Below are 23,455 nucleotides of genomic sequence, written 5' to 3' on the forward strand. Positions count from 1 at the left end.
AGAGCTCCGGACACCCCGGCCCTGTTTGTCTACGACGTTTTTTGGCTGCTGTCCTTCGGATTGTACGTGCCCGCTCCGGCCCCTCTAGCCCCTCCGTTCCTCCGGGGCCTGCACCCCGGAAATTCTTCTCCGGCGCTCCTTCGTCGCTGATTTCCTCCGAAGATTTTCCGTGTCTTGCCCTGCGGGTAGACGGGACTCCACGGGCACAGCTCCGCAAGCTTCGCCAGCAGCCAAAAAACAACTGTGAGTCTTTACGTGGCTGGTCTGGGACTAGCTGGCAGTGTTGATGCCGGTCGTTCTGCCTGGCGCGTGACTCGAAAAAACAATTGCCCTTGAGGGTGCGTTTCCCCCGATTTGTCCGCGCTGGGTGGAGCGGCCGGCGCTGACCTGTCCCACGTCGGTGGCTTGATTAGAAGCTTGCCCAGCCGCTGAGGTTGTGGCTCATCACAGTTTTGCCTCGAAGTGACTCTTCCCAGGTCCGGCGCCGGTCGCGCTGCGGCCTGTCTTGTCCGTTCGAAAGGAAGGAGCGTGGCCGCGTTGACTATCGTTGCGCAGACCCGCCCGTTCGTCATCGGCGTGGACTGTCACGCCCGCACCCACACGTACGCGATCATTGAGGCCGGCACTAAGCGACAGGTCGCGTGCGAGCAGTTCCCAACCACCTCCACAGGGATTTCACGCGCACTTGCCTGGGTAGGCCGACGAACAGACGGTGATATGGGGTGTCTATGGGCTATTGAGGGTATCGGCTCATATGGGGCCCGTCTGGCCGGGCAGTAACGGACGCCGGTTACGACGTCGCCGAAGCTCCACGCATGAACGCTCGAGGCCGTCGGGGGCTGGGCAAATCGGACCCATTGGACGCCACCGCCATCGGAGCCGCTGTCCTGGGCTTGGAGGAGTGCCAACTCCGGGTTCCGCGACGGGACGAAGGAACCCGTGCCGGACTCAGGATCCTGAGTGCAGCCCGGGATCAACTGACGCGGGAACGAACAATGAATGTAAATGCACTCATCGCACTCCTCCGGGCACATGACCTTGGAGTCGACGCCCGTAAGCCTCTGGTTCCTGCCCAGATCAAGGCGATCACCAGATGGCGGGAACGGCAGGAGCAGATCGAACTAGCGATCGCGCGCGAGGAAGCGGTTCGGTTGGCGCGCCGCGTTCTCGAAGTGACCACTCAGCTGGCCGCTAATCAGAAGCGCATGACTGATCTAATTCAGCAAAGTCCCGCCGCCCCGCTGCTGGAGGTCGTGGGCGCCGGAGCCGTTTCAGTCGCTGCCGTCCTGACTGCTTGGTCGCATCCAGGAAGGGTTCGCAGCGAAGCTGCCTTCGCGTCACTGGCAGGGGTAAATCCCTTGCCGGCCTCAAGCGGTAACACTGTCCGTCACCGACTCAACAGGGGCGGTGATCGGCGACTTAATCGTGCCCTGCACACCATCACCCTGACCCGGATGGTTCACCACCCTGGAACGCGGGAGTACGTCGCCAAACGCACCCAAGAAGGCCGTAGCTACCGCGAAATCCGAAGATCCCTCAAGCGCTACCTTGCCCGAACCCTCTACCGTCAGCTCAACACCCTTTACGCCTCTACGGATCCAGCCGGCCCACGTGTTTCAGGGGCAGAGCCCAGCCAACTCGTCGGAGCGTATCGCGATTCCGCGCCACGCCTAGGCCTCACCGCCGCCCCAGCGCGCTAGCGCGATGATCGCCTCGCGCAAGGCGAGCCCGCGATCGGTCAGCGCGTAGGCCCTGGTGTTGTGCCGGAGGGGCAGGCGGGACAGTACGCCGGCGGCCTCGAGCTCGCGCAGGCGGGTCGCGAGAATGTTCGTCGGCACTCCGAGGTCGCGCTGCAGATCGCCGTAGCGCTGGGGCCCGTCGAGCAGGCGCTCCACGATGAGCAAAGCCCACCGTGCTCCAACGATATCGAGGGCCGCGGCGAGGTTGCTCACTCGGTCGGATCGGCGTCCGGCTTCATCCAAAACGGCGAGTAGTGGTAGCCATCGGGGTCGTCGAATTGGCGCTGGTACATGAAGGGGTAGTCGTCGGTGTCACCGATCCGCCCGCCGGCGGCGCCGGCGCGTTCGGTGAGCTCATCGACCGCCTCGCGGCTGCCGAGGTCGAATGAGACCGTGACCTTCGATGGGGTGTCGGGTCCGCCGACCAGCTCCTCGGCGCCGCCGACGCTCGCGTACATCTCGCGGCTGCCGAGCATGACGTACTGCTCGGGCGCGATCTCGAAGCACGACACGTTGTGATCGGACATCTTGGCGTTGAGGGTCCAGCCGAGGGCGGTATAGAAGGCTGTCGCGCGCTCGACGCTCTCGACTGGGCAGGTGATGAAAAGGCTCATGCAGCTCATACTTGCAAAATGCAAGTGTGACGTCAAGATCTCGGCCGCGCGGTCCACAACTTGCAGGCGTCTAGGAGCACGTTCAGAGGTACGGGCGAGTAATAGGGACCAGACCGTCCGTTGGGCATTGGTGCAGAGAGGGATGGCTTACGGACAGCCGAACCGCTCCTAGTCCAAACGGATGTGTGGTCATACCCGCGCGCTGGCGGGCGACAACCGATGCGCTGCGTCTGGCAGTGCGTTACTGCCGGTACTTATCGACTAGAAACTTGTCGATTAGACCTTGAATGCCGGTGAGGGCGAGGATCAGGGCCAGCATGAAGAATAGCTCAATCCCAGTGTGACCCATTGCTAGGAGCAAAACGAGAACGGACACCACTGTAAAGAGCAAGAACCCGAACATGGTACGGGTTGATTCTTCTGATCGACGTCGCATCCGGGAAGCCCTTCCGTGATCTCTCCCATTTTATCCCTGCGTCCTGCGAGGCGTCCAAGAAAGCCCCGTCGAAACCGAGCTCACCGGCCAAGCCACGCGTCTCACAACCTCTGCGCCTCAAATCCCAAGGATTCTGCGAGTCCTGAAGGCGAACCCTGACCGGGCCGAATATCGGCTCGACGGGCGCGTGAGTGACAAGAACGGCGAGGAAGAGCCAGCGAGAGGAAAGCTACCCTCAACGGGCCGCAAGGGGTGCTTTTCATGCGGACGTTCCGGTCGCTTGTCTGGCCAGAGCCACCCCGGATTCGCTCATTTCGTCCGCGAGCTTCAACACGTCGTACATCCCCAGCTGAATTTCGCGGCTGAACGCGGTAACCCGGGTTCCGTTGTCGGTGGCATCAACGACGAAACGGATGTGGGGCCGTACCTTCAGGTGTCTGGCAGCGTCGTGGTGGCGCCATTGGCCCTGCCACTGGCCGCTGATTTCCACCCAAACGTCCGAACCCGTGATTTTCGTGGTCAATCCGGGCTGGCCGAACACCCGGGCCATGGCTTCCACCGCGTCTTGGGGGGACAAAGCGGTGAACCATTGCTCCTCGTTCTGGAAGTGATGCCGGCCGGGCCCGAACTGCAGCATGATTGCTATGCCTATCAAGTTGGGCCATGACGCGGCTAGCACCAGGTGGCGGGGATCATCGATCAGCTGCCACACAATCTGCAAAACGCCGAGTAGAACAGTTATGAGGAGAAAGATTCTCCTCCAGATGCCGGGAACCGGAACCAGGTCCGCCGTGCCGCGTTTGCCGGAGGCAAGCCACGCTACGAGGACGAGAGTAAGGAGCGCTTGGACACTGGCGACGATGATCGGAACCATGTCAGATATGGGGTCCGGGGCGGAAACCAGAACAATGATTACCGACGTGACGGCGAGTCCGGCCATGACCAGTCCCGCGCCGATCCGAATCCTTCTATCCCGCGCCGATGTGTCCATGGACCACTGTCAGCGAGCCTTCGTCCACTTGTCAACGAACACCGAGAGCGGCCGTTCCGTAAGTCAATCTCAGCTTGGGCTGGCGGTTCTCCAGTCCGTTCAACCGAACCTTAAGCGGACGGCTTTTTGCCCGAACAGAAGCTGCATGTTCGTTGTACGGCCCGTTAGGATTCGCAGTACCACCGCGGTTCAGGGATGTGTCGATCCGTGCAATGTGACTGTGCCGAGACAAGGGGATCCCGATGGAGAGCATCTACGAGCTAAACGAATCAATTCCAGTCCGAACGACAGCGCCAGAATCGATTGCGGTCCTGATGGCGGGATTGAGGGCTGCGGGCTACAACCCGCGCAACGAAGGCGCCTCGGTCTCCGTGCGTGAGGGATCGAACTTTCCTGTTCGTTTATGGGGCACGATGCTGCCGTGGGGCCGAAGGAGCATTCCAGTGGGAATGACCGTCACGTTCAAGGAGACGACCACGGGTACTGAGGCGGTTGTTCATGCCTATGACCGGCTCGGCTGGTATCTCGATGCAAGAATAAACCCGGTTTTCAAAGAGGAATCACAGCGAAAAATGGCACTTCTCGTCGAACTTGCTCGGAACATTCTTAGTACCTGAAGTCGCTGAACAGAGCGTTGCGCTCCGGTCCGGGGTGTTGACTCGTCAGGCGGCCCGTGGTTGTCCTCGGCCGGGACTGGCGTGTAGGTGGTGCCGTCGCGGAGCATGGCCCAGACAACGGAAGCCATTGGCGCATTGTGCCCAGGTGGGGATCGTGAGCCCAACCCTGACCGGGCCGAAAAGGGGCCGTCTCATGCACCGGACCCAGTAACCGCGAAGAATGCGCGGCCCGAGGGATAGCGACCCCTTGCGGGCATTCCCACGGGAAGGCAGTGGGGTTCACGAATTATCCTGCAGCCTTGTTGGCTGAGGAAGACTCGCGGCGGCCGTCGGTGCTTTCCGGGATCTTGAGAGGTAATCGTTGACACTGGCGAAGCGCGGGCGTTCGATGATCTCACAGGGTCACACCCTGCGAGGAGGCGACCGTCGATGCGGGTGGTTAGCAAGCCTAAACGAGTGGCCGTGATCGTCGGCGGTGCTTTGGTGGTTGCCGGGTGTCTCGGCATATGGCATGCCGCCATAATTTCGAATGGGCTGGAGAGTGGCATGAGGATCGGGCTGTCGTTTTTCTTGGCCATCTTTGCCTTGGTCCGGGGCGTCGTCATCCTGTCCTGGAATCGCCGGACTGAGCCCATGGTCCTTATGCGCGTGCAGGCAGCGGATGCCCTTCTAGGGATTCTTCCTCTGGCCTTCTTCGCTTCCAGTCTTCTGTCCATGCCCGTGCCTGAGCTCGCAGATCCTGCCCAACCGTACTTGTGGATGGCCGGCCTGGTTCTGGCGTCGGCTGCCTTTTCAGTGGTACCGGCGGAAGAGGCGGCGCTCTTGGAGATCCCGCCACTGCGTCCCGGACGTTACCTGGACTGGCTCAGATGGCAGAACTTCGGCGCTGGCACTCTGCTGTTCTCGGTTCTCGTTCCAGTCATGTACTTTTCCTATCCACTGCAGTCTTACGCCTTTGCACCACTGATCGTCGTGTTGGCCCTGGCCCAGGCGACTGTGAGCGTCTGGCGCATCATCGAACACCGCCAGCTTTCAAAAGCCGGGGTGCACCTGTCCGGGCTGCAGATTAGCTGGCTGAGAGTCATCCATATCAAGCGCGGACACGAGGCGGCCGTGAAGGAGCTGCGCACGATGTATCCCAAGATCAGCCCCCTCCAGGCCGGGACCATCATCGAAAACCTTTACCGCACGGAAGAGCAACCAACGGAGGTCGCATGACGGAAGGGGAGCCGGGATGGCCAAGCGGCGGATGCGCGATAACTGGGTGGTGTATTTAATACCACCCGTCGCCGTTGCCGCCGTCTTGGTTTGGCTCATGAGGGACGTCTGGCGCTGGTTCTGACGGCCCGGTTTCGTTATAAGGGAGCATTAAGGCCACAGGGGTCGGCCTGATGACCCTCAAGCCAGACCCTCAGTGAATGGGGTTTCCATGGGAATCTATCGGCATCTTTTCCGCCCCGAACAGCAGACCACGATATAGCTCGGCGTCGTGGACCAGATTGGGCGGCCACACCCCGGGGTTGTTGCTGTAGGTGATGTAGCTGGACGTGTACATAATCTCGGTGTGCATTTTTGCGACTCCAAGCTTGCGCCAAGTGGTTCTCCCGTCCACCATTGCCTGCACTTGGAACGGCACTGATTGGGTGAAGACTGGCATCGCATCCATTGCAAAGTGGGCATGCTTGGTAACGACCTGCCGAGCGGGTATTGCGTAGGCGTGTGCCATATCGTCCATGTCTTCTGCTCTGGGATCGATGGTCTTCCTGAACGACTGGCATTCCAAAATGACCTCTTTGCCGCGTTCATCTGTGGCAACCAGACGAAGCGCTGTCACCACTCTTGGACGGGCGCCTGAGTTGAAGAGGATCACGGGGATTCGCAGGACCATTCGGGTCTTGGTGATGTACCCGCTGAACGTGACCACTGGATATAGTTTTAGACGCCCACGACGCGCCTGCAGCCAGTAAAAAGAGCTGATAGTGAATACCAGAGCAAGAGACGCAATGAACACTGATTCAGTCATACCCAGACGGTCTCACGACTCCACAGCCTTCGTGGGCATCTCCGTACTGCGTGGTCGTGTGTCAATGGCCATTAGGTTCTGCCCATGGGCGGTCAGTTGATGTGCCCGCTGGTGGCCAGTGAAACTGCCCGGTGATGGCCAACAGATCTGCCCACTGATTGGTTTCGGCGAGGTTGGCCATCGTTTGGGTTGGTCAGTTTAGTCGGGTGACTCCTTTTCCGGCGAGGGCCTGGGTGAGGCGGACGGAATCGCCGCTGGTCTGGCAGACGTGGGCGTGGTGCAGGAGCCGGTCCACGGTGGCTGTGGCGAGGGTTTTGGGCATGAGTTCGTCGAACCCGGCCGGGTGAAGGTTGGAGCTGATCGCGACGGAGCGTTTTTCGTAGGCTGCGTCGACGACCCGGTAGAGGCCTTCGGCGGCGTCCGTGGCCACCGGTAAGAGGCCGATGTCATCGATGACCACGAGCTCGGCGCGCAGGATCCGGGCGACGGCGCGGGTGACGCTGTCGTCGGTGCGGTGCGCGCGGATGAGGACGCCGAGGTCTTCGAGCCGGAACCAGGCGACGCGCATCCCGGCTTCGACGGCCTGCTGGCCGAGGGCTTCGAGGAAGAAGGTTTTTCCGGTGCCGGAGGGCCCGCAGAGGACCAGGTTCTCCCTGCGGGTGATCCATTCCAGGGTCCGCAGCGCCTGCTGGGTCGGTGCCGGGATGGAGGACGCTGCCGGGTCCCAGGCGTCGAAGGTTTTCCCGGTCGGGAAGCCTGCGGCTTTGCGGCGGGAGGCGAGCATGGACCGGGCCCGTCCGGCGGCCTCTTCGGTGAAGAGGGCTTTGATGATCTCGACCGGTTCCCAGCGTTGGGCGCGGGCGGTCGCGATCAGGTCCGGGGCCAGGGCCCGCGCGTGGGGCATTTTCAGGGACCGCATCAGGGCCTCGAGGTCCGCCGGCAGCGGCGGGGCCGCGGTGTTGGTGGTGGTGACGGGGCTCATCGGGCGTCCTCCGGCGTGGTCTTCAGGGCGGGGTTGCCGATTGCGGCCCAGGCACCGGTTCCCTGGGTCAGCGAAGTCGACTCGTTGGCGGCGTGCGTGGTGGTGCGGCGGATGTTGGCGTTCAGGATCGAGGCGAGGTCCGGGTGCGCGAAGCGGCCGTGCAGGGCGGCGTCGCCCAGGGCGCGGTCGACCTGGTCGGTGCCGGCGATTTTGGCCAGCGTGACGGCTTCAGCCATTTTCACGTTCATCCGTGCCGTTCCGGCCGCGGCGGCTTCCAGCAGCCAGGTCCGGGCGCCTTCGCCGATGGCCAGGAACGCGGCCTCGTCCGCGCTGCGGGCCCTGACCTCATAATCGCCAGGGAGCTTTGCCCTGGCTCCGGGAAAGTGGTCATCGTTGATGGCGGGGCTGCCGGGCCGCGCCCGGTCATGGCGGGCGACCTCGACCGGACCGGCGGTGCCGTGGTGGACGATGATGACCTGCTCGTCCGGTCCGGTGCCGTGGGTGCGCACGAACACCCGGGCCCCGAGCAAATGCGCAGGGACCGAGTACTGGGCGTTTTCGAAGGTGACCATCGGGGTGTTTTCCGGGACCGTGCGGGCCAGCCCGAACGCGACCGTGTGGGCGGCATCCGGGATCCGGTGCAACCGCGGGGCTTCCTCGGCGAGCATGGCCGCAGGTTTGCGCCGCGTCACCCGGTGCTCACGGTTGTTCACTTCATCCATGAACGCCTGGCAGGCGGCCTCGAGTTCCGCGAAGGTGCCGTACTCGCCGCGGAGGTTGGTGTCCTTGGGGACGAGGTCGGCCTTGGCGAGTTTCACCGACGCTTCGACCCCGCCCTTGGTGGCCGGGTCTGCGGGCTGGCAGGTCAGCACGGTGATCCCGTAGTGCCGGGCGAAGTCCAGGGTCTGCTGGTTCCTGACCGGGACACCGGCAACATGGGCCGTGGTCACGGTCTTTTCGTTGTCGGTGAGCACGTAGGTCGGTGCGCCGCCGAGGATCCGGAAGCACCGGTCCAGGGCCGCGAAGACGCTCGGCGCGGTCCGGTCCCTGAGCGGGATCACGATCCGGAAGCGGGAAAACGCCAGCCAGGCCACGAACAGGATCGTCTTCACCCCGCCGATCCGGGGCCCGTCGCCGAAGTCGTACTGCAGCCACATGCCCGGCTCGGTGATCCAGGGCCGGTGGACGCGGGTATGGCCCAGCCGCCACGCTGCTTTGACCTGCGCGATCGCCCGGCGGGTGGACCGTTCCGAGCCCTCGTAGCCCAGGGCGAGGAGCTTCTCGTGAGCCCTATCGGCACGGATCCGGCCTTTGGAGGTTTCGATCCATTCCTCAATCTTGGGCAGGAACGCGTCCGTGACCCGGCCCCGGGCCGCTGGTTCGCCGATCGGCCGGCCCGCGTCCCTGGCCTGAACGTGTTTGGCAACGGTGTGGTGCGAGCAGCCCGTGAGCTCCGCGGTGGCGCGCAACGACCCGGTCAGATCGTAGGCAGCAAGAATTTCCATGATTTCTCCGTCAGACTTCATACAGGGCCTCTTCCTGGTTCGCTTTTGGTGCGCTTAGACACCGTCATCAAACCCCAGGGAGAGGCCCCCACCGCATAAGGACGCGGTCGGTTCAGTAAGGAAGTGGGCAGATCTCATGGCCACCGGCGGGCAATTCTGCTGGCCGCCAGCGGGCACTTTCGTGGCCGCCTATGGGCAGTTTTTCACGGCCGCTAACAGTCGTGAATCAATCCCGACCGGGCCGAAAATTGGCACCGTATCGCACGATACGCAAGGTCATCGCCGACCTGGGCTTGGAAGCGTAGCAACAGGCTGCGAGCGAGAGGCTCAAAACCATCGTCGCGAATTGGCAGTAGGGGCAAGTAGCGTCCAGCTACAAATTCAGTGCCGGCAGTGCGAGGCTAAGACCTACCGCCGTAGCCAAAAGGATTCCCGCAATAACCCAGTTGCGTGTTGGAATGTGTTTCTTGTCGAATTCTCTTGCACGAATCACGGGAACGAAAATTAGGGCCAGGGCGCCAAAGGCCAACGAAATTAGCAGCAGTACTGCGAAGGTAAACAAAGCATCTCATTGCCTGTGGGCATGTCTTCGGTGCTGTGAGTATTCCCCTCGGGGCCGCACGAAACAATTCACCCCAACGATGGCTCAGCATAACCGGTTGCGGCAACAGGAGGATGTTTGTCGCCCCACAGTTCTGCAGGCTTCTCGGTCCGCTCAAGCTTCGGGACGTTCCGGGCCACAGCCGGAACGGGGATCGAGAAACGGCCGGAAACACCCGAGGTACCCTTCCGGGCACCCGGGCGGGCCCACCACCCACGAAACAGTACGAAACATTTCTCGCATACCCGCCCGTACAAGCTGTCCCGAAAGCCGGTCGATCACCGTACGGGGGAAGCTAGCAGCCACTTCCTGTCGTTTTCAGAAGACGTCTGCACCCCTTCATGGGGAAGTATGGTCCCGGTGCACGGGACTGTTGACAACCCCTTGTCAGAAGTAGCGTGCACTGCCGGCATTTTCATCAGAAGTCGTCTGCACTAGCCTGAATCATGGTCAAGAGTCGTCTGCACCGTCAGCGCCCGTAATGACATCGGATGACCCGCAGATCCTCGAGCGGGGGGTGCTGGGTATGTCGGATAGGGCGTGGGAGCGCCTACGCCGGCAGGACGAGGTAATCGCGCCTTTGGCAGCCCTGGCCACGGTCACTCACGGCGCGGCGGACAGCGCGGCCGAAGAGTTGGGATTGTCGCGGCGGCAGGTCTACATCCTGATCGGCCGACACCGGAAGGGTACGGGTCTGCTGACGGATCTTGCCCCGGGTCGCTCCGCTGGCGGCCGGGGAGGCAGGCGGCTGTCGGAACCTGTGGAAGCCGTGATCAGGGAAGTCATCCGGAGGACTTACCTGACGAAGCAAAAGCCGTCTCTCGCGGTCGTGCACCGCCAAATTGTGCGTGAGTGCAAGACGCTGGGATTGACGGGGCCGGCAAGGAACACTGTTGCCATCCGGATTGAGGCGCTGCATCCGGTGGAAGTCACGCGCAGCCGGGAGGGTAGCGACGCCGCCCGGCCCTTGCAGTCGGCCGGCGGGACGGTGCCGGAGATCATGGCTCCGTTGGACCAGGTCCAGATCGACCACACCGTGATTGACTTGATTGTCGTCGATGACCGGGACCGGCAGCCTATCGGTAGGCCCTACCTGACGGTTGCTATCGATGGTTACAGCCGGTGCATCCTGGGAATGGTTGTGACTTTGGAGGCGCCGTCTGCGGTTTCGGTGGGCTTGTGCATCGCACACATGGCCTGCGACAAGCGGCCGTGGATCGAAGCCTTGGGTGTGGACGCGGCCTGGCCAATGAGCGGTAAGCCCAAGGTTTTGTTCCTGGACAACGCTTCGGAATTCAAGAGCGAAGCGTTGCGCCGCGGTTGCGAACAGCACGGCATTAAGCTCAGCTACCGGCCACTTGGGCGCCCGCACTACGGCGGCATAGTGGAGCGCATCATCGGAACGGTGATGCAGCGGGTCCATGAACTGCCGGGGACGACCTTCTCGAACCCGGGACAACGTGGCGGTTACGATGCCGACAAAATGTCCGCCCTGACGCTTACGGAGCTCGAACGCTGGCTGACCTTAGCGGTCGCCAGCTACCACGGCAGCATCCACACATCCCTGAACCAGACACCCGCCGGGCGCTGGGACGGGGGCGTAAGAGAGTTCGGTGAGCAGCCCGTGGTCTCCCACCCGGCAGCATTTCTCATCGATTTTCTGCCGGTCATCCGGCGCCAAATCACCCGCACCGGTTTCGTCATCGACCATGTCCATTACTTCGCAAACGCGCTCAAACCCTGGATCGCACGGCGGGACCGGGACGAGAAGTTCGTCATCAGGCGGGACCCGCGCGACATTAGCAGGGTCTGGGTGCTGGAACCGGAAGGGACGGCATATGTGGAAGTCCCGTACCGCACCATTTCCCACCCTGCGGTCACCTTGTGGGAGCATCGGCAGGCACTGGTGCGACTCCGTCAGCAGGGACACGATCAGGTCAATGAGGAAGCACTGTTCCGCACGATCGATCAAATGCGCGAAATTGCCGCCGCGGCGCAACGGGCAACCCGCAGATCACGCCGGGACCTGCAGCGAAGGCGCCACTTGCAGGCCTCCGAATCCGTGGCGGAAGCGTCGGCTCCGCCTGATGAAATGCCTCCGCCCGACCGTGACGCGGCGACTGCCCGTCCTTTTGAAGAGGTGGAGCAGTGGTGACCAGCGATGACTACCCGCCCCCGGATCTCTCCCATCTCCAGCCCTGGGCCCAGACCATGGCCCGGCTGCCGGCGGAGGAACGAATCCGGCGCATCCGGGCGGACCGCTGGATCGGCTACCCCTTGGCCGTCCAGACCCTCACCCGGCTAGAAACGCTCTATGACTGGCCCGGCAAACAACGCATGCCTAACCTCCTGCTGATCGGACCGACCAACAACGGCAAGTCCATGATCATCGAACGGTTCCGACGCCAGCACCCTGCGCACTCGGACGACGACCAGGAGCACATCCCCGTACTGTGCGTCCAGATGCCCTCCGAACCGTCCATCCCGCGGTTTTACACGGCCGTACTCGCCGCACTCGGCGCGCCCACGGTACCGCGCCGACGCGTCGCTGACCTGGAACAGCTCACCCTTGCCGTGCTCCGCCGCGTGGGAGTGCGGATCTTGGTAATTGACGAACTGCACAACGTGCTGGCCGGCCGGGCCGACGTCCGGCGTGAATTCTTGAACCTGCTGCGCTTCCTGGGGAACGAGCTGCGGATCCCGCTGGTGGGGGTAGGAACCCGTGAGGCCTATCTGGCCATCCGTTCCGATGATCAGCTCGAAAACCGGTTTGAGCCCGTCACGCTGCCTTTGTGGGAGGCCAACGCCGACCTGTCGTCGCTGCTGGCCAGCTTCGCCTCATCTTTCCCGCTTCATCAGCACTCGAATCTGGCGACCGATGATATGGCCCGTTACCTCCTTACCCGGAGTGAGGGCACCATCGGGGAACTTACATTGCTCCTGACCGAAGCCGCAGTGGCCGCTGTGGACAGCGGTGAGGAATCCATCAATCACCGGACGCTGACGCTTGCCGAATACGACGGCCCCAGCATCCGGCGCCGGAAGTTCGAACGCGAGCTCAGGTGAGACCGCCGGAGCGCTGGCCCTTGCACCCCGCGCCTGCAGAAACGGAATCGTTGTCCTCATGGATGCGGCGGATCGCCGCCAGCTACAGCATGTACTCCTACGAACTGCTCGAACACGGACTTGGCCAGCAGGAACTTCGCGACGCCGAGCTGGACCTGGACCCGCCGGTGCACCTGCTCGAAGTGCTCGCCAAGCGCAGCGGGCTCGATCAACACCGCGTCAGCGCCATGACCATGTCCGGATGGGTGCCATGGCTCTTCGACACCCTCACCCCTGCACCCGATACATACGAAACCTACGTGCACCAGTTCTCGCTGCTCCTGTCGCCCGGGCGGCGAAATATTTATGCTCCGCGAAAGTGGCTGCCGTGGCTCTCGGAAACCGCGGCGAAGCGGGGATGCCGTGAATGCCTGGAGTCCGGCTCGACGCTGCTGCTCTTCTGGCAAGTGCCGGTCATGGCCAGCTGCACGGTCCACCGGCGCCGGCTCGAGACCTATGAAGGACACCCGGCGGACTACATCATGTGGACAGCTCCCGCCTATGACCAGCGGGCGCTTCCGGACTCGTTGTCCATCATGGACCGGCGGACCTGGCAGGCGATAACAACAGGATCCGTTGACCTTCCCCGGTATCCGGTTAACGCCGGCGTCTGGTTCCGGCTGCTGCGGACCCTCCTGGACGAACTCAGCACAGCTCAGGGACGTTACGGGAGGCAGCTGGATGACGTGCGCCGTGTCTGGGAACACTGCGGCCACCCGTTCCGGGCTGGCCTGCATTCATGGCAACCGTTCGAGACCCTGAACTGGACCGTCCAGCAGCAACTGCTCGAAGCGGCCGCCGCGGCGATGGAACTGATCGAGGACGGCTCCCTGACCGCCCGGGGTACCTCCGGGCACCTGCTGCGCCCCGAACCGGACACCGCGATCAGCGATGGAACCCCACCAGGATCACTGATAGGCGCCGACGGCGTGCAGAAGCGGCCGACACTGGATGAACTCTGGAACCAGGCGACGGCTACCTTGGACTCGTGCATCGAAGCAGCCAAGACGGATCCCGTGGTCGCGAAGCACCTCTTCGACTTCGCACGCTACGGGTGCCGCAGTGAAGAATCTCTGCGCGGTCTTCGGGACACCTTCGCCGAGCTTCAGATACCCCTCAACTTTCTGTCACAAACAGAAGGATGACCACCCTTTGACTGACGTAGAATAAATCACGGGTTAAGTGTGACTGTTAGTTCGGAATGGCGGCTTTTCTGCAGGTCGGTTTGGCGGTTTAGGTGATTCCGATGACGAGTGTTGAGCGTGCAGCTTCGATGACGTCGTCGGTGATGGTGTTGAGCTCGTTGATTTTCATGACGCGCTCGACCTGTATGAAGAGCCGGTCGATGAGGCGGAAGTTTCCCCTGGTTATGCGGGCGACGGCGGCAATGGCCTGGGCGTCAGTGAAGTCGTCAGGGTCCAAGGCTTGCCCTAGCTTGTGCCAGCGGCGCTGCAGGACGAAATGCAGTTCTTCCTGTTCGAGGGGCCGGTATTCGTGGGCGAATCCGACACGGCTGTAGAGCTGGGGGTAGCGGCTGAACCATTTTTCGATCCCGGGCATGCCGATGAGGATCAGGGCTACGTTGTCGCGGTCGTAGCGGTCGCGCAACAGTTCAAGGGCTGTGGCGTTGAGGCGTTCTGATTCGTCAATAATGAGCAGCTCGACATATTTATTGACGCGGGTGTGGGGCCCTGTCCCCTTGCCGATGTCTGACAGGTGTTGGTCCACGCAGATCGACACGCGTGTGCTGGTGTGCTCGATGTCCGCGTGTATCTGTTTGGGGGTGGTGAGCACGGCGGGGGTGTAGAAGACGGTGCGGGAGCGGGAGAGTGCGGCGTAGACCTGGTGATCGGATTCTTCCCGGGGTCCCCACTCCTCCAGTAGCTTCTGTGCCTTGTGCCAGTTGGCATAGCGTCTGGCGGAGAGGGTCTTTCCGATTCCGGCCTGCCCGTAGCAGATGCCGATCGTGTGCTGGCGGCGCACCGCGTCCGCGAACTCCACAAACCGGCGGTGCTCTTTGGTGGCGATGAAGCTTTGCGTGGTCACAGGTCATCCTCCAGGTATGTGCGTAGCTTTGGGCGCTTCGTGGGTTGCTCGACAGAGGGCGGCGCCGAAGCTGGCTTCGGTGACGCTAAATCCGGTAAGTGCCGGGCCACGACGGCGATGCGCTGGTTTATTTGTCCGCGCAGTTCGCGGCGTCTGGCCGAGCGTGCGGCCTGGATGTCCTTGAGGGTGAGGGTTGAGGTTTCGTGGTCGGGGTCTACGGCTTTGCAAATGAACTGGTTCTTGTGGAAGATGCGGATCTCTGTGATGTCCCGGGGGTCGTAGCGGACAATGACGGGTTCGCGGACGTAGGCGGCCAGCAGTGGGGAGACGTACCTGAGTCCTTGGAAGTGCACGCCGTCGCGGTGGACGATCCGCGGTTTGGCAACGGTCAACAGGAGCAGGTTCAGTTCGTCCATGGTTGCCGGGAGCCGGGGCAGCCAGCCGTCCCCTACCCAGGCTTGGTGCGGGGTCGCCTTGATCTCTGGATGCTTCCGCTGGTGATAGTCCTCGATGATGAAGCGGCCGATGGCGGCATCCAGCTCTTTGAGGGTCAGCACCGGCGCGGGCGGCGTGTAGCCGCGGGTCAGGTGTCCGGGCAGTTCGGCCAGCAGCTCCGTATTGACGGTGCCGAAGAAGCGTTCAATTTTTCCGCGTCCCTGGGGTCTGGCGACTGTTGAGTAGGTGATTTCGAAGTGGAGGTCCTTCGCCGTCTGGGTGAGGTGGTTGCTGGTGAAGTCTGAGCCGTGGTCAACGTAGAGAACGTCGGGGATCCCGCACATCGGCCACCCTGTGCCGGCTTTGGGCCAGATGGCCTGCCGCAGTGCCAATGCGGTGTTCAGGGCCGATGGCGCCCCGAGGAAGATGGTGTAGCCGCAGATCGCTCGGGAGTAATCGTCCACGATGGTGGTGAGCCAAGGGCGCGCCGGTTTCATGTTCGCGTTCAGCACGAGGATGTCCAGTTCGGTGTGGTCGGCCTGCCAGATCGCGTTCGGCCCCTCGGCCCGGTGCCGCCATGCCAATTCATAGGTGTCACGGTAAGCGGCCGTTCCCAGCTGGGCGAGTGTCTTCATGCCGGGGTCAACGCCCGCAATGATGGAGCGGACGGTGCTGTAGGAGAGGGGTGGCCAGCCGTGGTCGGCGGCGACGCGGTTGGCTTTGCGGGCGATGGCAGCCACAGATAGGGGCGGGTTCACCAAAGCCAGCCCTTCGACGAGTGCGACCAGCTCGGAGGTGCTCCTGCGTCGGGTGGTCCCTCGGTTTGCACTAGCCAGTCCGGCGATGCCGTTGCGTTTGTGGGCCGCGTGCCAGCGCTGCAGTGTCCGAAGTCCGATGCCTTCGTGCTCAGCAAGGGCAGTAAGGGGCACGCCGTCTTCGATATGCCGGCGAAGGATTCGCCAGCGCACCAACGCTGTCTGGTCAGGCATGGAGGCAGTGTTACCGGTGAGGGTACCGCTGCCTCCGGCCGTCACCGGACTGTTTTCTGCCCTGAACGGCGCCGCGGCACGGCAGGGGCCGGTTCGCGCCGGAGTGCCCGGTAGACGGTGGTCCGGCTGACGCCCAGAACCTCGCCGATCTTCTCGACCGTCATGTCCTTTTGCTCATACATCCGGCGGGCGGTCCGGAGCTTGTCCTTGGTCAGCAACGGGGGCCGGCCGCCAACGCGCCCGCGCGCCCGTGCCGCCTGAAGCCCTGCGCTAGTCCGCTCACGGATCAGGTCCCGTTCGAACTCCGCCAGCGCCGCGAACACATGGAAGACGAGACGTCCGCCCGAGGAAGTTGTATCGATCGCCTCCTGCAGGGACCGGAACCCGATGCCACGCTCCTGGAGATCGGCGAGCTGGTCAATCAGATGTCGGATAGACCGGCCAAGCCGGTCCAGCCGCCACACAACCAAAGTGTCCCCGGGCCGCAGCTGATCCAGAACCTTGGTCAGTTCCGGCCGGGACTCCAGAGACCCGGAAGCCGTGTCCGTGAAGATGCGGTAGCAGCCGGCCGCCTTCAACGCGTCCTGCTGCAGAGCCGCGTCTTGGTCCCCGGTCGATACCCGGGCGTAGCCCAACAGATGTCCCATGCGCCCAAATGTACCAATACCCGTCAACCAGCAGAAGAACCGGCACATAGAATTCGGCACTAAGTTCCGCTACAAAATTCGGGGGTGCATTGAACCTCTTCAATGAGTCGGCTGGGTTGTAGCAAATACGGTCGTTTTAGGCAGCCGAACCTCCCTACTTCGCGAAGTCGCCTGGTTTCATGACTTACGGCGGGTGCCGGCTCCCGGGACAGCTCTGGCGGCGATGGCTGCCAGGTCACGGGCCGGGCCGGGCGGTGGTGTGGGGCCGGTCTGCCAAAGGGCGGTCAGGGTGCGGCGCAGGGGTAGCCCGCGGACGGGAACGGCGATGAGCCGTTGCAGGGCGAGGTCGTCGCGGACGGCCAGTGCGCTGAGTACTCCGGGGGCTGTGCCGGCTGCGATGGCGGAGCGGACGGCAGCTGTCGTGGAGAGTTCCACCAGCGGATCTGCCAGGGGCGGGGCCCCTGCGGTGGTGAGCAGGTGTTCGAGGGCGTCCCGGGTTCCGCTGCCGTGTTCCCGGGCGACCAGCGCGGTTGTAGCCAGTTCGGCTGCTGTGACGGGGGTCCGGCGCCGGGCCCAGGGGTGGTCCGGGGCGACGACCACGACCATGTCATCGTTCTGTACCGCCGCTGCGCTCAGGTCCGGGGGAAGGTGCGGGCTTTCGATGAAGCCGATGGCTGCCTGACCGGATCGGACCAGGGCTACGGTGGCTTCACTGTTGTTCACCGTCAGCTCCACGACGGTGGGGACGAGTCCGAGGCTCTCCTGCTGGCGGCGCAGCGCGACCAGCCAGAGCGGCAGCAGGTGTTCGGCGATGGTCTGGCTGGCCGCGACCTTTAGTTGCCGGGCGGTGTCGGATCGGAGCGAGGCGATTCCGGCGTCCAGGCGTTCCGCGGCTGCGAGGACCTCCGCCGCCCACCCTGCGACCAGTGCACCTGATTCTGTCAGGGTGGATCCCCGCGGTGTCCGGGTCAGCAGGGCGGATCCGATCTGGGACTCCAGGGAACGCATCCGGGAGGAGACAGCCTGCTGGGACAGTCCAAGGTGTTTCCCGGCGGCGGAGAGGGATCCCAGATCATGGACCGCGGCGAGCATTTCCAGGGCGGAGAGATCCGGTATCCGGGGGCTGAGCATCGGGGAATCTCCTTCAGAAACGTCACATGTGGTACAAGTCCGGCTTGTACCCTGACAAGTGTATGCCCCCTACTGCGGCAGGTCCCGGTCCGGGAGCATGGAAGGTATGGAATCTCTGCTGCTGACCGCCGACGAACACCACTCCACACCACCGGCACAGACCCGGGGCGGCCGCACCGGGGGCCGGCGCGTCCTGCGCCGTCTGGATAGGCCCTCGGAGCTGTTCGCGAACCTGACCCCGAACTGGTTCGCCTCCATCATGGGTACCGGGATCGTCGCGACCGCCGCCGCGACGCTGCCCCTGCAGTTTCCCGGCCTGCGCACTGGCGCCACCGTCGTCTGGGCTCTGGCGTCCCTGCTGCTGATCCTGCTGAGTGCCGCGACCGGGGTGCACTGGATCCGGCACCGGGAAACCGCCCGAAGCCACCACAGCCATCCGGTGATGGCGCACTTCTACGGCGCACCGCCCATGGCGCTGCTCACCGTCGGCGCCGGTACCCTGCTGCTGGGCAAAGACGTCCTGGGCGAACAGCTGGCACTCGGCATCGATACGGTGCTCTGGATCGCCGGGACCCTGCTGGGGCTGGCCAGCGCCGTCGCTGTCCCGTACCTGCAGTTCAGCCGGCACCAGGTCACACAGGACAGTGCGTTCGGCGGCTGGCTTATGCCCGTCGTCCCGCCCATGGTTTCGGCCTCCACCGGGGCCCTGCTGCTGCCCTACGTCCCGGCCGGGCAAGCACGCCTGACCCTGCTGATGGGCTGCTACGCGATGTTCGGACTGAGCCTGCTGGCCTCCATCATCATCACCACACTGATCTGGAACCGCCTCGCCGGGCATAAGATCGGGGCCGCCGCGGCAGTGCCCACCTTGTGGATCGTGCTGGGCCCGCTGGGCCAATCCATCACCGCCGCGAACCTCCTGGGCGGGAACGCCCACCTCGCCGTGTCCGGGACCCTGGCCCGTGCGATGGAAGCCTTCGGCGTCTTGTACGGGGTGCCGGTTCTGGGCTTCGCGCTCATGTGGGCCGCCCTCGCAACCGCCATCACGATCCGCACCGCCCGTCAGGGCCTGCCGTTCTCCCTGACCTGGTGGTCCTTCACCTTCCCCATCGGAACCTGCGTCACCGGCCTGACCGGCCTCGCCGCCCACACCCACCTCGCCGTGTTCGACGCAATGGCCGTCGCAGGCTACACCCTGCTGGTCGCCGCGTGGATCATCGTCGTCGCGCGGACCTTCCACGGCAGCATCCTCGAAGGCACCCTCTTCCAGAAGCCCGCAACGACCGCACCGTAGGCGGGCCGCAGCGGACCAGCAACCCGTCACGCAAACAAGCAACCGTTAACAGCGCCCGAAGGTGGCCTCATGAAACCCCGGACAACACCCGGTTCACAGCAACGCTCACCCACCAACACAAAAGGGTCCAGGTCGCCCGCCCGATTGCAGCGGCCATTGATCGCCGTCGGCGTGCCACTCCTCCTCGCAGCCGGCGCGCTCACCTACGGGCTCACCGCAAACGGCAGCGGTCAACCGACCCCGTCAGCAGAGAAGGGCCCGACCATGATCGAAGGAGTCATCAGCTATGCCGGCCTGAGCAGGAACCACGTCCAGACCGCGGTGACCTATCCGCAACGTCCCGGCGTCGGCGGAGACCACTCACCGGTGTGGACGAACTGCGGAGCCTACGACCGGCCCGTGCAGGAAACCCGGGCAGTGCACTCCCTTGAACACGGTGCCGTCTGGATCAGCTACCAACCCGGGCTTCCCGCCGATGACATCGCCAAACTCGCCCGGCTTGCAACCAACCAGAGCCACGTGTTGGTCAGTCCCTTTCCCGGACAGGGATCCCTCATCGAAGCAACCGCCTGGGGAAAACAACTAAGCGTCACAGACCCGGCAGATCCGCGGCTGTTCGCATTCATCAAAGCATTTCAGCAGGGTCCGCAGACACCCGAACCCGGCGAGACCTGCAGCGGCGGAGTCAACGGATAAATCAGGAGACATACCGCCGCTCGACCGGTCAGCCCCCAACGCGCGCTGTCCCATGATCTGCCGCTCACCCGTTGATGGCTCCCGGGCGGGACGACAAACCGCCAATCTAAACTGCGATTTAACCGCCAACTCCGACTAAAAGTCACAGGTTAAGTGACGCAATTCGGACTCAGGCGGATTCAGACTTTTGCCGTCACTTAAACGAACGTATAAATGACAGAGGAGAAGTCGGGTGCTGGTCGGATACATGCGCGTCTCGAAAGCCGACGGTTCCCAAACCACGGACCTGCAGCGGGACGCACTCCTGGCCGCCGGTATCGAACAGACTTCGCTTTACGAGGACATGGCCTCCGGGAAAAAGGATGACCGGCCCCACCTGGCCGCCTGCCTGAAAGCCCTGCGACACGGCGACACTCTGGTGGTGTGGAAGCTCGACCGGCTGGGCCGGGACCTGCGCCACCTGGTCAACATCGTCCACGACCTGACCGAGCGTGGCATCGGGCTCAAGGTCCTCACCGGGCAGGGGGCGGCTATCGACACCACGACCGCCTCCGGAAAGCTCGTCTTCGGGATCTTCGCCGCCCTTGCCGAATTCGAACGCGAACTTATCTCCGAACGCACCCTCGCCGGGCTCGCCTCGGCACGGGCCCGCGGCCGCAACGGCGGACGTCCCTACAAGATGACCCCAGCGAAGCTGCGGCTGGCCATGGCCTCGATGGGCAAGGCCGGCACTAATGTCGGTGAACTTTGCACCGAGCTCGGGATCACCCGCCAGACCCTGTACCGGCACGTATCGCCGACCGGAGATCTGCGCCCCGATGGCGAGAAGCTTCTCAATCGGTAGAAGCGGGGCGGCGGTCGCTGGCGGCGGCAATGCTGAGTGAATCCTTTTGCCTGGGGTCGAGTGCACAGGTTCAAAATCCCAGGTGCACAGGTTTTGCGGATTCATTCGGGCCATGTCCGCCTTCGCTGGTCTTCATGGGGCCGCTGCAGCGACGAAAAGGACCCTGACCGGATTCGGTCAGGGTCCTTCAGTCATTCGTGGCGGTTGGCTAGTGGCCTGCGCCGAGTTTCCCGCCGAGGCGTTCGCGCATGAGGATGCTGGCATCGTTGAGGCCGATGATCTTCACGTCCTTGCCGTGGTGGTGGTATTTCTCGGTGATGGCGTCCAGGGCTGCGATGGTGGAGGCGTCCCAGAGGTGGGAGGCGTGCATATCGATGATCACGTGTTCCGGATCGTGGGCGTATTCGAACTGGGTGTAGAGGTCGTTGGAGGAGGCGAAGAACAGTTCGCCGTCCACTACGTAGGTGGCGGTTTCGTGGCCGTCCACGGTCTTGACGGTGCGTTCGACGGTGACGAAGTGGGCCACGCGGCGGGCGAACATCACCATGGCCACGAGGACGCCGACGCCGACGCCGATGGCCAGGTTGTGGGTGGCGACGGTGACGATGACGGTGGCGACCATGACCAGGGTTTCGCTCTTGGGCATCATCTTCAGGGTGCGGGGGTGGATGCTGTGCCAGTCGAAGGTGGCCCAGGATACGAAGATCATCACTGCGACGAGGGCGGCCATGGGGATGACCGAGACTACGCCTCCGAGCGCCACCACCAGGATCAGCAGGAAAACGCCGGCAAGGAAGGTCGATATGCGTGTGCGGGCGCCGGAGGCTTTGACGTTGATCATGGTCTGGCCGATCATGGCGCAACCGCCCATGCCGCCGGTAAAACCGGTAATGATGTTGGCCACGCCCTGGCCCCAGGCCTCCCGGGTTTTGTGGGAGCGGGTGTCCGTGACGTCATCGACCAGCTTGGCGGTCATCAGGGATTCCAGGAGCCCCACGAAGGCCATGGCAAGCGCGAACGGGAAGAGTACCTGCAGGGTCTCCAGTGTGAACGGCACGTTGGGGATGAACAGTGACGGCAGTGATTCGGGCAGGTCGCCCTTGTCGCCTACGGTGGGGACCACGATGGAGGCCAGGACGGTGATGAGGGTCAGGACCACGATGGCGACCAGCGGGGCGGGAACGACGTTGGTCAGTTTGGGCAGTCCGAAGACAATGACCAGGGCCAGCGCCACCAGCGGGTAGACCAGCCACGGGACGCCGAGCAGTTCGGGGACCTGGGACATGAAGATCAGGATGGCCAGGGCGTTGACGAAGCCCACCATGACAGAGCGGGGGATGAAGCGCATGAGCTTGGCCACCCCGGACAGGCCCAGGATGATCTGGAAGATGCCGGCGAGGATGACGGCGGCGATGAAGTAGTCCACGCCGTGGGACTTCACCAGCGGGGCGATCACCAGGGCGATAGCGCCGGTGGCGGCGGAGATCATGGCCGGGCGTCCGCCGACGAAGGCGATGGTGACGGCCATGGTGAAGGAGGCGAAGAGTCCCAGGCGAGGATCGACGCCGGCGATGATCGAGAAGGCGATCGCTTCGGGGATCAGGGCCAGGGCGACGACGAGGCCGGCGAGGACTTCGGTCTTGAGCCGTCTGGGGGATTTGAGGGTTTCCCGGACAGACTGAAGCTGCTCGGGCGTGAATGCCGGGGCATCCGTGGCTGGTTTAACGGCCAATGCTGGCTCCGTTTCAGGCTCAAGAAGACGCGCGGGAGCGGCTTCGACTGTTCAGGGGAAACTGGGGGCGCACCGGAGCGCCGTGAATGAGAACACCAGCAACTAGGCTTGGACGTCTACACCCATTTCCCCCAAGTCTACCCTAACGTGGTGGTAGAGTTTAGGCCGGGCAACGCAGGAGGTCATTCATGACGGAACGGATCAGCAGCCGCACCATGCATATTGGTGAACTGGCTGAAAGGACCGGGCTGTCCCTGAGGACTATCCGCCACTATGACGAGGTCGGGCTTCTGCCCGCCACGGGACGCACCGAGGGTGGGTTCAGGGTCTATGCCGAGAACGATGTCGAGCGGCTGACACTGATCAAACAGATGAAGCCCCTGGGATTCTCTCTTGAGGAGATGGCGGAGATCCTGGACATCCTCTCCGCCCTGGAATCCGGGGCCGCAGAGGGGGCTGGCCGGGAGAAGCTCGCGGAATTCATGGAACGGGCGAAAAGCCAGCGCGCAAAGATCGCACGGAACCTGTCCCAGGCTGATGAGTTCATTGAACGGATGGGCAAGAACAGTTAGGCCCTAGCTGCTCAGCCAGGTGTAACGGGTGGTGAGCGCATGGATCAGATGGTTTTTTGATACCTGCTGCTCCGTTGTCACGACAGGCCTGTGCTGCAGCGCTTCGGTGAACAGCCCGAGCCGCAGGCGGTACCGTGCGGCGAGTTCCGAGGCCGGCTGCTGTCCGAGGGTATCTATGACCCGGACCATGTCGCGCATGTCCTCGATCCGGAAGTTGAGCACGCTCATCGCGCTGAGAATTTCCAGTACCGGGATCTGTTCAACACCGAACAAGGGCCCGTGCTCGGGGTCTTCTTCGAGGGCTTTGATGATCCTTAGGGTGACCAGGTGATGGACTGATTCGGCGGAGACCCCGGCGGCTGCTGCCGCGCCGCGGATGTCCAGCAGGTTGCTGCTGTGGGGTAGGGCCTCAAACGGTGTCACGATACGCTCCCGGGCTCGTTAGTGATGGAAATT

21 protein-coding genes and 1 pseudogene are annotated in these 23,455 nt (G+C 63.4%); 10 read left to right on the forward strand and 12 right to left on the reverse strand.

The annotated features are described in order from the left end of the window. Positions 1 to 537 precede the first annotated feature (537 nt). Positions 538 to 1,580 (forward strand): annotated as a pseudogene (locus tag ACFVWT_RS18220) (IS110 family transposase); the annotation flags it as partial. Positions 1,581 to 1,670: 90 nt separating this feature from the next. On the opposite strand, the gene ACFVWT_RS18225 reads toward ACFVWT_RS18220, so the two are convergent. The 3 genes from ACFVWT_RS18225 to ACFVWT_RS18235 all read right to left on the reverse strand — a co-directional run bounded on the left by ACFVWT_RS18225 (position 1,671) and on the right by ACFVWT_RS18235 (position 3,780). Then, entirely contained in the window at positions 1,671 to 1,952 is a 282-nt protein-coding gene (locus ACFVWT_RS18225; protein ID WP_390250306.1) for a winged helix-turn-helix transcriptional regulator, read from the reverse strand. Then, positions 1,949 to 2,353, reverse strand: coding sequence for a VOC family protein (locus ACFVWT_RS18230; protein WP_390250308.1), 405 nt, complete (start codon positions 2,351 to 2,353; stop codon positions 1,949 to 1,951). Before ACFVWT_RS18230 ends, ACFVWT_RS18225 begins: the two co-directional genes overlap by 4 nt. Before the next feature lie 695 nt (positions 2,354 to 3,048). Further along, positions 3,049 to 3,780, reverse strand: coding sequence for a hypothetical protein (locus ACFVWT_RS18235; protein ID WP_390250310.1), 732 nt, complete (start codon positions 3,778 to 3,780; stop codon positions 3,049 to 3,051). A gap of 242 nt (positions 3,781 to 4,022) precedes the next feature. Here ACFVWT_RS18235 and ACFVWT_RS18240 point away from each other — a divergent pair, with 242 nt between their 5' ends. Then, the gene (locus tag ACFVWT_RS18240) at positions 4,023 to 4,397 is read left to right on the forward strand and encodes a hypothetical protein (protein ID WP_390250312.1); all 375 of its coding nucleotides are present in this window, start codon (positions 4,023 to 4,025) and stop codon (positions 4,395 to 4,397) included. 456 nt (positions 4,398 to 4,853) lie between these two features. Continuing rightward, complete coding sequence (locus tag ACFVWT_RS18245; RefSeq protein ID WP_390250314.1) at positions 4,854 to 5,615, forward strand: hypothetical protein; 762 nt, start codon at positions 4,854 to 4,856, stop codon at positions 5,613 to 5,615. A 193-nt stretch (positions 5,616 to 5,808) separates the two neighbouring features. Here the strand turns inward: ACFVWT_RS18245 and ACFVWT_RS18250 are convergent, their stop codons facing one another. The 3 genes from ACFVWT_RS18250 to istA all read right to left on the reverse strand — a co-directional run bounded on the left by ACFVWT_RS18250 (position 5,809) and on the right by istA (position 8,928). Further along, complete coding sequence (locus ACFVWT_RS18250) at positions 5,809 to 6,420, reverse strand: hypothetical protein (protein WP_390250316.1); 612 nt, start codon at positions 6,418 to 6,420, stop codon at positions 5,809 to 5,811. Positions 6,421 to 6,613: 193 nt separating this feature from the next. Continuing rightward, positions 6,614 to 7,402, reverse strand: a complete 789-nt coding sequence (gene istB, locus ACFVWT_RS18255; RefSeq protein WP_390250318.1) for an IS21-like element helper ATPase IstB — start codon at positions 7,400 to 7,402, stop codon at positions 6,614 to 6,616. Then, the gene (istA, locus tag ACFVWT_RS18260; protein ID WP_390250320.1) at positions 7,399 to 8,928 is read right to left on the reverse strand and encodes an IS21 family transposase; all 1,530 of its coding nucleotides are present in this window, start codon (positions 8,926 to 8,928) and stop codon (positions 7,399 to 7,401) included. The genes istB and istA overlap by 4 nt, the downstream gene beginning before the upstream one ends. Before the next feature lie 1,061 nt (positions 8,929 to 9,989). Here istA and ACFVWT_RS18265 point away from each other — a divergent pair. The 3 genes from ACFVWT_RS18265 to ACFVWT_RS18275 are packed head-to-tail and all read left to right on the forward strand — an operon-like array spanning position 9,990 to position 13,758. Beyond that, complete coding sequence (locus ACFVWT_RS18265) at positions 9,990 to 11,663, forward strand: Mu transposase C-terminal domain-containing protein (RefSeq protein ID WP_174177459.1); 1,674 nt, start codon at positions 9,990 to 9,992, stop codon at positions 11,661 to 11,663. 56 nt (positions 11,664 to 11,719) lie between these two features. Further along, positions 11,720 to 12,574: a TniB family NTP-binding protein gene (locus ACFVWT_RS18270; protein ID WP_174177599.1), complete on the forward strand. Its 855-nt coding sequence runs from the start codon at positions 11,720 to 11,722 to the stop codon at positions 12,572 to 12,574. Next, positions 12,571 to 13,758 (forward strand): TniQ family protein, encoded by a 1,188-nt coding sequence (locus ACFVWT_RS18275; protein WP_306971292.1) that lies wholly within the window; start codon positions 12,571 to 12,573, stop codon positions 13,756 to 13,758. Before ACFVWT_RS18270 ends, ACFVWT_RS18275 begins: the two co-directional genes overlap by 4 nt. An 88-nt stretch (positions 13,759 to 13,846) precedes the next feature. Here the strand turns inward: ACFVWT_RS18275 and ACFVWT_RS18280 are convergent, their stop codons facing one another. From ACFVWT_RS18280 to ACFVWT_RS18295, 4 genes are all read right to left on the reverse strand, one after another. Continuing rightward, the gene (locus ACFVWT_RS18280; protein ID WP_193594591.1) at positions 13,847 to 14,659 is read right to left on the reverse strand and encodes an AAA family ATPase; all 813 of its coding nucleotides are present in this window, start codon (positions 14,657 to 14,659) and stop codon (positions 13,847 to 13,849) included. Further along, complete coding sequence (locus ACFVWT_RS18285) at positions 14,656 to 16,083, reverse strand: Mu transposase C-terminal domain-containing protein (protein ID WP_193594590.1); 1,428 nt, start codon at positions 16,081 to 16,083, stop codon at positions 14,656 to 14,658. Before ACFVWT_RS18285 ends, ACFVWT_RS18280 begins: the two co-directional genes overlap by 4 nt. A 41-nt stretch (positions 16,084 to 16,124) precedes the next feature. Further along, positions 16,125 to 16,730 carry a recombinase family protein gene (locus tag ACFVWT_RS18290; protein ID WP_193594589.1) on the reverse strand — a complete coding sequence of 202 codons (606 nt, stop codon included), beginning with the start codon at positions 16,728 to 16,730 and terminating at the stop codon, positions 16,125 to 16,127. Positions 16,731 to 16,907: 177 nt separating this feature from the next. Continuing rightward, positions 16,908 to 17,861: a LysR family transcriptional regulator gene (locus ACFVWT_RS18295; RefSeq protein WP_316963964.1), complete on the reverse strand. Its 954-nt coding sequence runs from the start codon at positions 17,859 to 17,861 to the stop codon at positions 16,908 to 16,910. Positions 17,862 to 17,967: 106 nt separating this feature from the next. Between ACFVWT_RS18295 and ACFVWT_RS18300 the strand changes: the two genes are divergently transcribed. The 3 genes from ACFVWT_RS18300 (at position 17,968) to ACFVWT_RS18310 (ending at position 20,695) form a co-directional block, all read left to right on the forward strand. Further along, positions 17,968 to 19,155: a TDT family transporter gene (locus ACFVWT_RS18300; RefSeq protein ID WP_346958967.1), complete on the forward strand. Its 1,188-nt coding sequence runs from the start codon at positions 17,968 to 17,970 to the stop codon at positions 19,153 to 19,155. A 69-nt stretch (positions 19,156 to 19,224) separates the two neighbouring features. After that, on the forward strand, positions 19,225 to 19,851 hold the full coding sequence (locus ACFVWT_RS18305; RefSeq protein WP_316963966.1) for a DUF3105 domain-containing protein: 627 nt from the start codon (positions 19,225 to 19,227) through the stop codon (positions 19,849 to 19,851). A 232-nt stretch (positions 19,852 to 20,083) separates the two neighbouring features. Beyond that, positions 20,084 to 20,695, forward strand: a complete 612-nt coding sequence (locus ACFVWT_RS18310) for a recombinase family protein (protein ID WP_174177455.1) — start codon at positions 20,084 to 20,086, stop codon at positions 20,693 to 20,695. 208 nt (positions 20,696 to 20,903) lie between these two features. On the opposite strand, the gene ACFVWT_RS18315 is transcribed toward ACFVWT_RS18310, so the two are convergent. Beyond that, entirely contained in the window at positions 20,904 to 22,427 is a 1,524-nt protein-coding gene (locus tag ACFVWT_RS18315; protein ID WP_174177453.1) for a SulP family inorganic anion transporter, read from the reverse strand. Between the two features lie 188 nt (positions 22,428 to 22,615). Between ACFVWT_RS18315 and ACFVWT_RS18320 the strand changes: the two genes are divergently transcribed. Continuing rightward, positions 22,616 to 22,999 carry a MerR family transcriptional regulator gene (locus tag ACFVWT_RS18320; protein ID WP_174177451.1) on the forward strand — a complete coding sequence of 128 codons (384 nt, stop codon included), beginning with the start codon at positions 22,616 to 22,618 and terminating at the stop codon, positions 22,997 to 22,999. A 3-nt stretch (positions 23,000 to 23,002) separates the two neighbouring features. On the opposite strand, the gene ACFVWT_RS18325 is transcribed toward ACFVWT_RS18320, so the two are convergent. Then, complete coding sequence (locus ACFVWT_RS18325) at positions 23,003 to 23,422, reverse strand: hypothetical protein (protein WP_174177449.1); 420 nt, start codon at positions 23,420 to 23,422, stop codon at positions 23,003 to 23,005. Between the last annotated feature and the right edge of the window lie 33 nt (positions 23,423 to 23,455).

Origin of the sequence: Arthrobacter sp. NPDC058288, assembly GCF_042880995.1 — a bacterium.
Lineage (GTDB): Bacteria > Actinomycetota > Actinomycetes > Actinomycetales > Micrococcaceae > Arthrobacter.

Bases quoted from the DNA above. Each gene is read 5' to 3' on its own strand.
- ACFVWT_RS18270 (WP_174177599.1), top strand. From the start codon at position 11,720: ATGGCCCGGCTGCCGGCGGAGGAACGAATCCGGCGCATCCGGGCGGAC.
- ACFVWT_RS18285 (WP_193594590.1), bottom strand. From the start codon at position 16,083: ATGCCTGACCAGACAGCGTTGGTGCGCTGGCGAATCCTTCGCCGGCAT.
- ACFVWT_RS18295 (WP_316963964.1), bottom strand. From the start codon at position 17,861: ATGCTCAGCCCCCGGATACCGGATCTCTCCGCCCTGGAAATGCTCGCC.
- ACFVWT_RS18305 (WP_316963966.1), top strand. From the start codon at position 19,225: ATGAAACCCCGGACAACACCCGGTTCACAGCAACGCTCACCCACCAAC.
- ACFVWT_RS18230 (WP_390250308.1), bottom strand. From the start codon at position 2,353: ATGAGCCTTTTCATCACCTGCCCAGTCGAGAGCGTCGAGCGCGCGACA.
- ACFVWT_RS18290 (WP_193594589.1), bottom strand. From the start codon at position 16,730: ATGGGACATCTGTTGGGCTACGCCCGGGTATCGACCGGGGACCAAGAC.
- ACFVWT_RS18240 (WP_390250312.1), top strand. From the start codon at position 4,023: ATGGAGAGCATCTACGAGCTAAACGAATCAATTCCAGTCCGAACGACA.
- istA (WP_390250320.1), bottom strand. From the start codon at position 8,928: ATGAAGTCTGACGGAGAAATCATGGAAATTCTTGCTGCCTACGATCTG.
- istB (WP_390250318.1), bottom strand. From the start codon at position 7,402: ATGAGCCCCGTCACCACCACCAACACCGCGGCCCCGCCGCTGCCGGCG.
- ACFVWT_RS18250 (WP_390250316.1), bottom strand. From the start codon at position 6,420: ATGACTGAATCAGTGTTCATTGCGTCTCTTGCTCTGGTATTCACTATC.
- ACFVWT_RS18235 (WP_390250310.1), bottom strand. From the start codon at position 3,780: ATGGACACATCGGCGCGGGATAGAAGGATTCGGATCGGCGCGGGACTG.
- ACFVWT_RS18300 (WP_346958967.1), top strand. From the start codon at position 17,968: ATGGAATCTCTGCTGCTGACCGCCGACGAACACCACTCCACACCACCG.
- ACFVWT_RS18320 (WP_174177451.1), top strand. From the start codon at position 22,616: ATGACGGAACGGATCAGCAGCCGCACCATGCATATTGGTGAACTGGCT.
- ACFVWT_RS18265 (WP_174177459.1), top strand. From the start codon at position 9,990: ATGACATCGGATGACCCGCAGATCCTCGAGCGGGGGGTGCTGGGTATG.